This window comes from Streptomyces sp. TE5632 (assembly GCF_054061295.1).
On sequence record NZ_JBSSEA010000003.1, the window covers coordinates 4,128,950 to 4,141,528 of the forward strand.

At 70.7% G+C, this 12,579-nt stretch carries 11 protein-coding genes; 9 read left to right on the top strand and 2 right to left on the bottom strand.

The window, feature by feature from the left end:
• The first annotated feature begins 99 nt into the window (after nucleotides 1–99).
• The 5 genes from ACVW19_RS24180 (at nucleotide 100) to mutM (ending at nucleotide 4,033) form a co-directional block, all read left to right on the top strand.
• Complete coding sequence (locus tag ACVW19_RS24180; RefSeq protein WP_457461681.1) at nucleotides 100–1,233, top strand: cell division initiation protein; 1,134 nt, start codon at nucleotides 100–102, stop codon at nucleotides 1,231–1,233.
• Nucleotides 1,234–1,384: 151 nt separating this feature from the next.
• Nucleotides 1,385–2,038 carry a YceD family protein gene (locus ACVW19_RS24185; RefSeq protein WP_457461683.1) on the top strand — a complete coding sequence of 218 codons (654 nt, stop codon included), beginning with the start codon at nucleotides 1,385–1,387 and terminating at the stop codon, nucleotides 2,036–2,038.
• Between the two features lie 2 nt (nucleotides 2,039–2,040).
• The gene (gene rpmF / locus ACVW19_RS24190; protein ID WP_003951102.1) at nucleotides 2,041–2,214 is read left to right on the top strand and encodes a 50S ribosomal protein L32; all 174 of its coding nucleotides are present in this window, start codon (nucleotides 2,041–2,043) and stop codon (nucleotides 2,212–2,214) included.
• Between the two features lie 19 nt (nucleotides 2,215–2,233).
• Complete coding sequence (gene rnc / locus ACVW19_RS24195; RefSeq protein ID WP_457464764.1) at nucleotides 2,234–3,082, top strand: ribonuclease III; 849 nt, start codon at nucleotides 2,234–2,236, stop codon at nucleotides 3,080–3,082.
• A 93-nt stretch (nucleotides 3,083–3,175) separates the two neighbouring features.
• The gene (mutM, locus tag ACVW19_RS24200; protein WP_457461685.1) at nucleotides 3,176–4,033 is read left to right on the top strand and encodes a bifunctional DNA-formamidopyrimidine glycosylase/DNA-(apurinic or apyrimidinic site) lyase; all 858 of its coding nucleotides are present in this window, start codon (nucleotides 3,176–3,178) and stop codon (nucleotides 4,031–4,033) included.
• On the opposite strand, the gene ACVW19_RS24205 is transcribed toward mutM, so the two are convergent.
• The gene (locus ACVW19_RS24205) at nucleotides 4,009–4,407 is read right to left on the bottom strand and encodes a winged helix-turn-helix transcriptional regulator (protein WP_457461687.1); all 399 of its coding nucleotides are present in this window, start codon (nucleotides 4,405–4,407) and stop codon (nucleotides 4,009–4,011) included. The two genes, mutM and ACVW19_RS24205, sit on opposite strands and share 25 nt — an antisense overlap.
• Nucleotides 4,408–4,539: 132 nt before the next feature.
• Nucleotides 4,540–5,907: a CAP domain-containing protein gene (locus ACVW19_RS24210; RefSeq protein WP_457461689.1), complete on the bottom strand. Its 1,368-nt coding sequence runs from the start codon at nucleotides 5,905–5,907 to the stop codon at nucleotides 4,540–4,542.
• 161 nt (nucleotides 5,908–6,068) lie between these two features.
• On the opposite strand from ACVW19_RS24210, the gene ACVW19_RS24215 reads away from it, so the two are divergent.
• The 4 genes from ACVW19_RS24215 (at nucleotide 6,069) to ACVW19_RS24230 (ending at nucleotide 12,460) form a co-directional block, all read left to right on the top strand.
• The gene (locus ACVW19_RS24215; protein WP_109381744.1) at nucleotides 6,069–6,350 is read left to right on the top strand and encodes an acylphosphatase; all 282 of its coding nucleotides are present in this window, start codon (nucleotides 6,069–6,071) and stop codon (nucleotides 6,348–6,350) included.
• 379 nt (nucleotides 6,351–6,729) lie between these two features.
• The gene (locus tag ACVW19_RS24220) at nucleotides 6,730–6,933 is read left to right on the top strand and encodes a hypothetical protein (protein ID WP_109381746.1); all 204 of its coding nucleotides are present in this window, start codon (nucleotides 6,730–6,732) and stop codon (nucleotides 6,931–6,933) included.
• Nucleotides 6,934–7,202: 269 nt separating this feature from the next.
• Nucleotides 7,203–10,805, top strand: coding sequence for a chromosome segregation protein SMC (smc, locus tag ACVW19_RS24225; protein WP_457461691.1), 3,603 nt, complete (start codon nucleotides 7,203–7,205; stop codon nucleotides 10,803–10,805).
• A gap of 236 nt (nucleotides 10,806–11,041) precedes the next feature.
• Nucleotides 11,042–12,460 (top strand): sugar porter family MFS transporter, encoded by a 1,419-nt coding sequence (locus ACVW19_RS24230; protein WP_457461694.1) that lies wholly within the window; start codon nucleotides 11,042–11,044, stop codon nucleotides 12,458–12,460.
• Nucleotides 12,461–12,579 lie beyond the last annotated feature (119 nt).

A 12,579-nucleotide genomic window follows, 5' to 3' on the forward strand; every position in this document is an offset into this window, starting at 1 on the left:
GGCCCCGGCAATCCGACGGCCGGTGTTCCCCGTCCGGCCCAGGGCCGTACAGTCGTTGCGTCCGTCTCCAACACAGCTGTAGAGAGTGGCGAGCACACGGTGGACGTGCAGAAGAAGCTGGACGAGATCGTCGCCGCGGTCTCCGGTGCCCGGTCGATGCCCATGTCGGCCTCGTGCGTGATCAACCGCGCAGAGCTGCTCTCGATGCTCGAAGAGGTGCGCGCGGCGCTGCCCGACTCCCTCGCCCAGGCCCAGGAACTCATCGGCGACCGCGAGCAGATGGTCGAGCAGGCCCGCCAGGAGGCCGAGCGGATCATCGAGGGCGCGCACGCCGAGCGCGGCTCCCTGATCTCCGGCACGGAGGTCGCCCGCCGCTCCCAGTCCGAGGCCGACCGGATCCTCGCCGAGGCCCGCAAGGAGGCCGAAGAGGTCCGCGCGGAGGCCGACGACTACGTCGACTCCAAGCTCGCCAACTTCGAGGTCGTCCTCACCAAGACACTCGGCTCCGTCGGCCGCGGCCGCGAGAAGCTGCTCGGCACCGGGCCCGGCCTCGGCGAGCAGGGCTATGTGGACCCCGAGGAAGACGACGCCCCCGAGCGCAGTCACGACCCGGAGACCCTGCGCCGCAGCGCCGACGAGTACGTCGACGTCAAGCTCGGTGCCTTCGAGGCGGTCCTCGCCAAGACCCTGGAGGCGGTGGGCCGGGGCCGTCAGACCCTGCACGGCCGGATCGCCAGCGACGACCTCGGCGCCCTCGCCGAGGACCCCACCACGATCCAGCACTCCAGCGACGCCGACTACCTCGCCGACCTCGCGGCCATGCCGGACATCCCGGCCCAGCGGGCCCCGCAGCGGCCGCAGGAGGCTCCGCAGGTCCCCCAGCAGGCGCCGCACATCCCCCAGCAGGACCCGCAGCAGCAGGACTACGCCCAGCAGCAGGCGGCGTACGGCTACCAGGAGCCCGACCCGTACGGCGGCTACCAGCAGGAGTACGGCGGCGGGCAGGACCCGTACGGCTACCAGCAGCAGGCCGCCCAGCAGGACCCGTACGCCGCCTACCAGGGCTACGAGACCCCGCAGCAGCCGGCGTACGACCCCGGCCAGGCCCAGCAGGGCTACGTCCCGCAGCAGCAACAGACCCCGGCCGTCCTCGACGAGACCAGTTTCTTCGACACCAGCATGATCAGTGCCGAACAGCTGCGGGCCTACGAACAGGACCGCGGCAACGGCTGACCGGCCCGTCGCCGGTCGCCCCGGGACCGGATTGGGCGGAGAGCCGAAGGTCCAGTATCCTGACTCATCGGTCGTGTGCACCTCCGCGATCCACGCTGCCCGGGAACTCCACGGGTCGGCGTTCCCCCAAGCTCGAAGATCGAAAGCAGGAATGGCTCTGAACGCCCGCCTCGACCACCGCAATCCCCTCGTGTTCGACACGCACGAGCTGGGACGGAGGCCGGGCGCGCTGCAGCGGCTGACCCGCTCGGTCGAAGCGCCCAGGGACTTCGGTGTCCAGGGAGTCGTCGGAGTGCCGGAAGGCGCCCCGGTGGAGCTTGAACTCCGGCTCGAGTCGGTCATGGAAGGGGTGCTCGTCACGGGCACCGCCCGTGCCACGGCCGAGGGGGAGTGCGTAAGGTGTCTGGAGCCGCTCGAGCTGGAGCTCGTGGCGGATTTCCAGGAGATGTTCTCGTACCCTGACGCCGACGACCGGGGCCGTGTGATCGCGGAGCCGGGCGACGACGCCGAGGACGACGAGGACAGGTTCTTCCTCGAGGACGGCATGCTCGACCTCGAGACCGTGCTGCGTGACGCGGTGGTGCTCGCACTGCCGATGCAGCCGGTGTGCCAGGACGACTGCCCCGGCCTGTGTTCCGAATGCGGAGCCCGGCTCGCGGACGACCCGGACCACCACCACGACGCCGTCGACATCCGTTGGGCGGCACTGCAGGGACTCGCCGGTTCACTCGAAGATGGCGAGAAGGACGAGATGAGCGGCGACGGGCCAGGTCCTGCGAACGCCGCCGAGAAGCAGGAGAAGTAGCCGTGGCTGTTCCGAAGCGGAAGATGTCGCGCAGCAACACGCGCCACCGCCGGTCGCAGTGGAAGGCTGCGGTCCCCACCCTGGTTGCGTGCGAGCGCTGCCACGAGCCCAAGCAGCAGCACATCGCGTGCCCGTCTTGCGGCACCTACAACAAGCGCCAGGTCCTCGAGGTCTGAGCGGCCGGTGAGAGGCACTGTGTCCACGCCCAAGAAGCAGTCGTCCCGCGTGAGCGGGAGCGGATCGGCGGACAACAACCAGGCCTCGTCCCACACGCTTCTGGAAGGGCGGCTCGGCTACCAGCTCGAGTCCGCCCTTCTGGTGCGTGCGCTGACCCACCGTTCCTACGCGTACGAGAACGGCGGCCTGCCGACGAACGAGCGGCTGGAGTTCCTCGGGGACTCCGTGCTCGGCCTCGTCGTCACGGACACGCTGTACCGCAGCCACCCCGACCTGCCCGAGGGCCAGCTGGCCAAGTTGCGGGCCGCGGTGGTCAACTCGCGTGCGCTGGCGGAGGTGGGCCGCGGGCTCGATCTCGGTTCCTTCATCCGGCTCGGCCGCGGTGAAGAGGGCACAGGTGGCCGGGACAAGGCGTCCATCCTCGCCGACACCCTCGAAGCGGTGATCGGCGCGGTCTATCTCGACCAGGGCCTCGAGGCGGCCTCCGAACTGGTGCACCGCCTGTTCGACCCGCTGATCGAGAAGTCCTCGAACCTCGGTGCCGGCCTGGACTGGAAGACCAGTCTCCAGGAGCTCACCGCGACCGAAGGGCTCGGGGTGCCCGAGTACCTGGTCACGGAGACCGGCCCCGACCATGAGAAGACCTTCACTGCTGCCGCCCGCGTCGGAGGCGTCTCGTACGGCACCGGCACCGGCCGCAGCAAGAAGGAAGCGGAGCAGCAGGCCGCCGAGTCCGCCTGGCGGTCCATCCGGACCGCGGCCGACGAGCGTGCCGCGGCGGCGGCCGAGGCCGAGACGGACGAGCCGGCCGCCGACGTCGACGCGGGTGCCGAACCGGCCGCCGGCGCACCGTCGGCCTCCGCCTGACGCCACACACACGCCGAGTGCGACCCGAGCGCCCGCCCCTGGCGGGGTGGGCGCTCGGGTCGCACTCGTGGACCGATCCTCGGAGGGGGAACGATGCCCGAGTTGCCCGAGGTCGAGGTCGTACGGCGGGGACTGGAGCGGTGGGTCGCCCACCGGACCGTCGCCGAGGCCGAGGTGCTGCACCCGCGTGCGGTACGCCGCCACATCGCCGGCGCCGAGGACTTCACGCACCGTCTGAAGGGTCGTCGTGTCGGTGTCCCCAGCCGCCGCGGCAAGTACCTGTGGCTGCCCCTGGAGGGCACGGGCCAGTCCGTCCTGGCCCACCTCGGCATGAGCGGCCAACTGCTGGTCCAGCCGCACACGGCGGTGGACGAGAAGCATCTGCGGGTCCGGGTCCGCTTCACGGACGACCTGGACACCGAGCTCCGCTTCGTCGACCAGCGCACCTTCGGCGGGCTGTCGTTGCACGAGAACACTCCCGAGGGCCTGCCCGACGTCATCGCGCACATCGCCCGCGACCCGCTCGACCCGCTCTTCGACGACGACGCCTTCCACCGGGCACTGCGCCGCAAGCGCACCACCATCAAGCGGGCCCTGCTGGACCAGTCGCTGATCAGCGGCGTCGGCAACATCTACGCGGACGAGGCGCTGTGGCGGGCACGCATCCACTACGAGCGCCCGACGGAGACCTTCACCCGCCCGCGCTCCCAGCTCCTCCTGGACCATGTGCGGGACGTGATGAACGCCGCCCTCGCGGTGGGCGGCACCAGCTTCGACAGCCTCTACGTCGACGTCAACGGCGAGTCGGGCTACTTCGACCGGTCCCTCGACGCCTACGGGCGGGAGGACCTGCCCTGCCGTCGCTGCGGTACGCCGATACGCCGACGGCCCTGGATGAACCGGTCCAGCTACTTCTGCCCGAGGTGTCAGCGGGCTCCGCGCGCGTCGTAACTCTCCCGCGCCAGGAGCACGTCGTCCATGCTGTCCTCCAGGAAGTGGATGAGGGACAGCACGCGCCGCGCCGCCTCGTGGCCCAGCGGGGTGAGTTCGTAGTCCACCCGGGGCGGGTTGGTGGGCTGGGCCTCGCGGTGCACCAGGCCGTCGCGTTCCAGTGCGTGCAGCGTCTGGGACAGCATCTTCTCGCTCACACCGTCGACGCGGCGGCGCAGCTCGTTGAAGCGCAGCGAGCCCTCGGACAGCGCCCCGAGCGTCAGCGCGCCCCAGCGTCCCGTCACATGCTCCAGCGTGCCGCGTGAGGGGCACTCCTTGGCGAACGCGTTGTAGGGAAGCCCCGGATCCCCCGGGTACCGCCGCGTGGTCGTCATGCGATCAGCGTACTTCAGCGCAGCGCTTACCAGCAGAATGCACTAACCAGGAGTTAGTCCCGGGAGGCACGGACGGCGGCTCGGGAAGTCCCGAGCCGCCGTCCACGTACCGCACGTACCGCTGATGTCCGGCTAGTAGCCGAAGTTCTGGGTCCACCACGGGCCGCCCGGCCCGAAGTGCACGCCCACGCCCAGCGTCTTGAAGTCGCAGTTCAGTATGTTCGCCTTGTGGCCGGGGCTGTCCATCCAGGCTTCCATCACGGCCGCGGCGGTCGCCTGGCCGCGGGCTATGTTCTCCCCGCCGAGGTCGGCTATCCCGGCAGCCTTCGCCCTGTCCCACGGGGTGTCGCCGTCGGGGTCGGTGTGGTCGAAGAAGCCGCGTTCGGCCATGTCCTGGCTGAACGCCGCGGCCAGACCCGTCAGCGCGCTGTTCGCGGCGACCGGGCTGCAGCCCACCTTCGCCCGCTCCTGGTTGACCAACTGGAGCACCTGGGCTCCGGCGGCGGCCTCCTCGGAGACGGTCACCGGGCTGCTCGGCGTCTGCTTCTCCGGCTCCGGAGCGGTCTTGCGAGGCGGCGTCGTCTCGGGCTTCTCGCTCGGCGTCACCGCCGGCTTCTGCTGCTCCGGAGCCTTCTCCGGTGCCTTCGTCTCCGGCGTCTTCGACTGTTCGGCCGAGGGGACCGACGGCGAGGGCTCCGGCGAGGTGGAGCGCTCGGAGTCGCGGCTGGCGGGGGTGCCGGCCTCACGGCCCGGGCTCTCGAGGCTGCCCGAGGTGCCGCCCTGCTCGCCGGGTGTGTTGGTCGGGGTGCCCGCGGCCTCCACCGTCTCGCCGGGGGAGCTGTCGCCGCCGAGCTTGTAGTTCTCGAGGCCCGGCACCGCGCCCGTGGCCACCGCGACCGTGCCGAGGGCCATCGCGGCGGAGACCCCGAGCAGTCCGGTGCGCACCGGCGTCGCGGCCTTCTTCTTCCGGCGCCGCCCACCCGAACCGCCCGAGTGCCGGTCGCCGTCGCCGGGCGTGAAGCCGTCGTCGGGGAAACCGCCCCGCGGGGTGTTCCTGGGCGGGAGACCGTCGCTCGCGAAGACAGCCGTCTCGGCGGCGGCCCCGGAGCGGTCGGGTCCGGCCGGGAAGTCGCCGGGGCGGTCGTTCCCGTGGCTTCCCTGGAAGGCGGTTCCAAAGTGGTCGCCCTGAGCGAAGTCGCTCTGAGCGAAGTCGCTCTGCGCGAAGCCGCTCTGTGCGAAGCCGTCCTGCGCGAAGTCGCCGACGGCGTAGCCGTCGCCTGGGCCGTCCTCCGTCGCGAAGAGGTAGGCATCGCTCCTCGCGGACGTCTCGGCGTACGCCTCCGGGTTCAGGTAGGGGGCGATGCCCATCGTCGGGGCGTCAGCCACGTGTGCGCTCAGCGGGTCGTGACTCCCGTCGTACCGGCCGTCGTGCTGAGTGACCTCTGTGGCGGCGCGGCCCGTGGCGGCGCGGCCGGCGTCGGAGCGTCGGTGGCGTCCCATGTCCTGGCCTTCCTGGTCCTTGCGGTCGACCCGTCCTCGCGATCAACACGAAACTCACACGATCGAGTGAGTTTCATATGAGATTCGTTCGATCGGGACGGTACCGCATGGCGCATGGGGAGGGAGTGCCCCGAGTGACATTGTCCGGTTAGGTTGCAGTCATGAGCGAGGATGTGCGACTGGTCGCCTGGGTGCGAGGACGGGTCCAAGGTGTGGGTTTCCGCTGGTTCACCCGGGCCAAGGCGCTGGAGATCGGCGGCCTGAGTGGCTTTGCTCTCAATTTGGGTGACGGACGGGTCCAGGTGGTCGCGGAGGGCTCCCGGGAACGCTGCGAGGACCTGCTCGACTGGCTCCAGGACGGCGACACGCCCGGACATGTGGACGGGGTCACCGAGATATGGGACACACCCCGCGGCGGCTACGAGGGCTTCGCCATCCGCTGATCCCGCCGCCCTCCCGGAGCGCCCGGGGCCCGGGGAGGGAGTCCCGGTCGGTCCGAAAGCGCGGAAAGCTCCTGGTGATTGCCAAGAACGCCCCCGCCGTGGGAAGCTCGCCCGCACATCCGACCCACCACGCCCCGAGAGCCTGCACGAGCGGCGCCGCCACCGCCCGACGGCCGTGCGCGCTCGGCCATCCGCCGATACGGGGCGTGATCGTGTTGACCGTCAAACTTTTTGGTGAGACGCTGAAAGCCCCGCGCACCTTAGCTGTTTGGCATGGCTGAACGGCAGTACAACTCCAGGTCTGCCAAGCACCGCGGGTGCTCATCCCTCACGACCCACACCGCACAGGTCGGTCACGCATTGTGGAGGACCATCCATCATGGCAAAGGCGCTTCTCGGTTACGTCGGCGGCTCCGACCCGCGACTCCTCGCCGAGATGCGACGGCTCCAGCGGCGCGTCCAGGACCTGGAATCCGAACTCGTACGGATCCAGGCGGAGAACGACGAGCTCGCGGCTGCCGCTTCTCACGACAGGATCATGGAGAGCGTTGACGCACACCAGGCGGAGCCTGCGCTGACCTGATCGCTGCACCGCTCCACCCCGGCACGGCAGCGGTCGGTTCGCCCGTCACCACCGCCACGTTGTCAGAAGTGCAAGGGACGCCCCGGCGTCCCTTCTTTCCTGCCTCCGTACCCCCCGGCACTCCCTGCGCCGCCCGGTTTCCCCAGTTCCCCGGTTCCTTGACCCGCGCGTCCTTTCACCGTCTTTAACGTTTGGTTTGCCCTGCGCGTTCACCCGTGAAACCGCCGGTTCATGGAGTGGGACATCCCGGGCAGGTAAAGTCCGGCCACGTGCACCTCAAGGCCCTGACCCTCCGAGGCTTCAAGTCGTTCGCCTCGGCGACCACGCTCCGGTTCGAACCGGGCATCACATGCGTCGTGGGTCCGAACGGCTCGGGCAAGTCGAACGTCGTGGACGCGCTCAGCTGGGTCATGGGCGAGCAGGGCGCCAAGTCGCTGCGCGGCGGCAAGATGGAGGACGTCATCTTCGCCGGCACCACCGGCCGCCCGCCGCTCGGCCGCGCCGAGGTGTCGCTGACCATCGACAACGCCGACGGGGCCCTGCCCATCGAGTACGCCGAGGTCACCATCACGCGGATCATGTTCCGCAACGGCGGCAGCGAGTACCAGATCAACGGCGACACCTGCCGCCTCCTCGACATCCAGGAGCTGCTCTCCGACTCCGGCATCGGCCGCGAGATGCACGTCATCGTCGGCCAGGGCCAGCTGGACTCCGTGCTGCACGCCGACCCGATGGGCCGCCGCGCCTTCATCGAGGAGGCGGCAGGTGTCCTCAAACACCGCAAGCGCAAGGAGAAGGCGCTGCGCAAGCTGGACGCGATGCAGGCCAATCTCGCGCGCGTACAGGACCTCACCGACGAACTGCGCCGCCAGCTCAAACCCCTCGGCCGACAGGCCGCGGTCGCCAGGAGGGCCGCCGTCATCCAGGCCGACCTGCGCGACGTCCGCCTGCGCCTCCTCGCCGACGACCTCGTGCGGCTGCGCGACGCGGTCGCGGCGGAGATCGCCGACGAGGCCGCCCTCAAGGAGCGCAAGGACGCCGCCGAGCAGGAACTGCGCAAGGCGCTCCAGCGGGAGGCGGCCCTCGAGGGCGAGGTGCGCCGGCTCACTCCGCGCCTGCGCAGCGCCCAGCAGACCTGGTACGAGCTCTCCCAGCTCGCCGAGCGGGTGCGCGGCACCGTCTCGCTGGCCGAAGCGCGTGTGAAGAGCGCCACCTCCGCACCCCCCGAGGAGCGCCGCGGACGCGACCCCGCGGACATGGAGCGCGAGGCCGCCCGCGTCCGCGAGCAGGAGGCCGAGCTGGAGGCCGCCCTCGAGGCCGCCGAACACGCCCTGGAGAACACGGTCGCCCACCGCGCGGAGCTGGAACGCGACCTCGCCCTGGAGGAACGGCGACTGAAGGACGCCGCGCGTGCCCTCGCCGACCGGCGCGAGGGGCTCGCCCGGCTCACGGGCCAGGTGGGCGCGGCCCGTTCGCGTGCCGCGGCGGCCCAGGCCGAGATCGAGCGCCTGGCCGCGGCCCGCGACGAGGCCCAGGAACGGGCCGTCACCGCCCAGGAGGAGTACGAGGCCCTGCAGGCCGAGGTCGACGGCCTCGACGCCGGCGACGCGGAACTCACCGGACGGCACATGGAGGCCAAACAGCGGCTCGCCGAGGCCGAGGCCGCCCTCACCGCCGCCCGCGAGGCGGTCACCGCCGTCGAACGTGAGCGCGCCGCGACCCGGGCCCGCCACGAGGCCCTCGCCCTCGGCCTGCGCCGCAAGGACGGCACCGGCGCGCTGCTCGCGGCGCAGGACCGGCTCGCCGGACTGCTCGGCCCCGCCGCCGAACTGCTCACCGTCACCCCGGGCCACGAGGTCGCCCTCGCCGCCGCCTTCGGGGCCGCCGCCGACGCCCTCGCCGTCACCGGGCCCGCCACCGCCGTCGGCGCGATCCGCCTGCTGCGCAAACAGGAAGCGGGCCGCGCCACCCTGTTGCTCACCGGCACCTTTGACGACGGACCGCGGGAAGCGCCCGCCGACGCACCGCACGAGCCGCGCGCGGATGCTCCCGGCAGGCCGCCGTACGCGGCCGACCTGGTAGGTGGGCCCGCCGAACTCCTGCCCGCCGTGCGCCGGTTGCTGCGCGACATCGTCGTCGTCGGCACCCTGGAGGACGCCGAGGAGCTGGTGTACGCACGGCCCGAACTGATCGCTGTGACCGCCGAGGGCGACCTGCTGGGCGCGCACTTCGCGCACGGCGGCTCGGCGGGAGCCCCGAGCCTGCTCGAGGTGCGGGCGTCCGTGGACGAGGCCGCCGCCGAGTTGGAAGAGCTCGGTGTGCGGTGCGAGGAACTGACCCTGGCACAGCACACCGCGGCCGAGGAGCGCGGCCGGTGGGCGGCCCTCGTCGAGGAACTGGGGGAGCGGTGCCGGGCCGCCGACCGGGAAAAGTCCTCCGTCGCCCAGCAACTGGGCCGACTCGCCGGGCAGGCACGTGGGGCGGCCGGGGAGGCCGAGCGCTCCGCCGCCGCGGCCACCAGGGCACAGGAGGCCCTCGACGAGGCGCTCACCGATGTGGAGGAACTCGCCGAACGGCTCGCCGTCGCCGAGGAGAGTGCTTCCTTCGGGGAGGGAGGGATGGAGGAGCCCGACCCCTCCGTGCGTGACCGGCTCGCCGCCGACGGGGCCAACGCCCGCCAGACCGAGATGGAGGCCCGGCTCCAGGTGCGTACGCACGAGGAGCGGGTCAAGGGGCTCGCCGGGCGGGCCGACTCCCTCGACCGGGCCGCCCGCGCGGAACGCGAGGCACGCGCGCGTGCCGAGCAGCGGCGGGCCCGGCTGCGGCACGAGGCAGCCGTCGCCGAGGCCGTCGCGGGCGGTGCCCGTCAGTTGCTCGCGCACGTCGAGGTGTCCCTCGCGCGCGCCGAGGAGGAGCGCACCGCCGCCGAGGCCGCGAAGGCCCGCAGCGAGCAGGAACTCGCCCGGGCACGCACCGAGGGACGCGATCTCAAGGCGGAACTCGACAAGTTGACGGATTCAGTTCACCGGGGCGAGGTACTCGGCGCCGAGAAACGGCTGCGGATGGAGCAGTTGGAGACCAAGGCGCTGGAGGAACTGGGTGTCGAACCGGCCGGACTGGTGGCGGAGTACGGACCGCACCAACTGGTGCCGCCCTCGCCCCCCGCCGACGGGGAGGACCTCCCGGACGACCCCGAGCACCCGCGCAACATGCCTCGCCCCTTCGTACGGGCGGAGCAGGAGAAGCGGATGAAGGCCGCCGAGCGGGCCTACCAGCAGCTCGGCAAGGTGAACCCGCTCGCGCTGGAGGAGTTCGCGGCACTGGAGGAACGCCACCAGTTCCTCGGCGAGCAACTGGAGGACCTGAAGAAGACCCGCGCGGATCTGCTCCAGGTCGTCAAGGAGGTCGACGAGCGCGTCGAGCAGGTCTTCAGCGAGGCCTACCGGGACACGGCCCGGGAGTTCGAGGGCGTCTTCTCCCGGCTGTTCCCGGGCGGTGAGGGGCGGCTGGTGCTGACCGACCCCGACAACATGCTCACCACGGGCGTGGACGTCGAGGCGCGTCCACCGGGCAAGAAGGTCAAGCGGCTGTCGCTGCTCTCGGGCGGTGAGCGGTCACTGACCGCCGTGGCGCTGCTGGTGGCGATCTTCAAGGCGCGGCCGAGCCCGTTCTACGTCATGGACGAGGTCGAGGCCGCTCTCGACGACACCAACCTCCAGCGGCTGATCGGCATCATGCGGGAGCTGCAGGAGGCCTCGCAGCTGATCGTGATCACCCACCAGAAGCGCACGATGGAGGTCGCCGACGCGCTCTACGGCGTCTCCATGCAGGGCGACGGTGTCTCCAAGGTCATCAGCCAGCGCCTCCGCTAGACAAGTGCAGCCCGCATGCATTCATGACCGTCCACCCTGCGTCCCACATAGGTGACTTCGACTTTTGAACTCAATCTCACGGGATCCGAGAACATCTGTCCCGTACCCCCCTGTTGGCTTCGAAACTTGAACACATAGTCTTCGTCATGTTGCTTTTACCTTCAGGTACCTTCAGGTGGACCTCGAAGGGCTGACCCCCCATCCGGCGATGTTGCCGGTGGCCCGAGGAGTTACACGTGACCAGCTCAGCGCAGGCACAGACGTCAGGAGCCGGGACGGCTCAACCCGAGCATCTCGGGCACGTCATCTTCATCACGGCGGCAGCCGCCATGGGCGGCTTTCTCTTCGGCTACGACAGCTCCGTGATCAACGGCGCCGTCGAGGCCATCCGGGACCGCTACGACATCGGCTCGGCCGCGCTCGCCCAGGTCATCGCCATCGCGCTGATCGGCTGTGCCATCGGTGCCGCGACCGCCGGCCGCATAGCCGACCGCGTCGGCCGCATCCGGGTCATGCAGATCGCCGCGCTCCTGTTCACCGTCAGCGCCATCGGCTCCGCCGTCCCCTTCTCCCTCTACGACCTCGCCTTCTGGCGGGTCGTCGGCGGTGTCGCCATCGGTATGGCCTCGGTGATCGGCCCGGCCTACATCGCCGAGGTCGCCCCGCCCGCCTACCGCGGACGGCTCGGCTCCTTCCAGCAGGCCGCGATCGTCGTCGGCATCGCCGTGTCGCAGCTGGTCAACTGGGGCATCCTGAACGCCGCCGACGGCGACCAGCGCGGCATGCTGCTGGGTCTGGAGGCATGGCAGCTGATGCTCGGCGTCATGGTCGTCCCGGCCGTGCTGTACGGACTGCTCTCCTTCGCCATCCCCGAGTCCCCCCGCTACCTGATCTCCGTCGGCAAGCACGAGCGCGCCCGGAAGATCCTCGAAGAGGTCGAGGGCAAGAACGTCGACCTGGACGCCCGTGTCAGCGAGATCGAGACGGCGATGCACAGCGAGGAGAAGTCCCGCTTCAAGGACCTGCTCGGCGGCAGCTTCTTCTTCAAGCCGATCGTCTGGGTCGGTATCGGCCTGTCGGTCTTCCAGCAGTTCGTCGGCATCAACGTCGCGTTCTACTACTCGGCGACGCTGTGGCAGTCGGTCGGCGTCGACCCGGCGGACTCGTTCTTCTACTCCTTCACCACGTCGATCATCAACATCGTCGGCACCGTCATCGCGATGATCTTCGTGGACCGCATCGGCCGCAGGCCGCTCGCGATCATCGGCTCCGTCGGTATGGTGATCGGCCTCGCGCTGGAGGCCTGGGCGTTCTCCTTCGACCTCGTCGACGGCAAGCTGCCCGCCACCCAGGGCTGGGTCGCGCTGGTCGCCGCCCACATGTTCGTCCTCTTCTTCGCCCTGTCGTGGGGTGTGGTCGTCTGGGTCATGCTCGGCGAGATGTTCCCGAACCGGATCCGCGCCGCCGCGCTCGGCGTGGCCGCCGCCGCGCAGTGGATCGCCAACTGGGCCATCACCGCGAGCTTCCCGTCGCTGGCCGAGTGGAACCTGTCGACCACCTACGTGATCTACACGTTCTTCGCGGCGCTCTCCATCCCGTTCGTCCTGAAGTTCGTCAAGGAGACGAAGGGCAAGGCCCTGGAGGAAATGGGCTGACCGCGCCCGCGGGGCCGACGGTCCACGGACCCGTCCCGCACAAGCCCGAGGAGAGGGGTTCAAGTCCCCGCTGCCCCTCTCCTCGTACCCTGCCGCCCCGCTCCGGACAACCGTCCGGG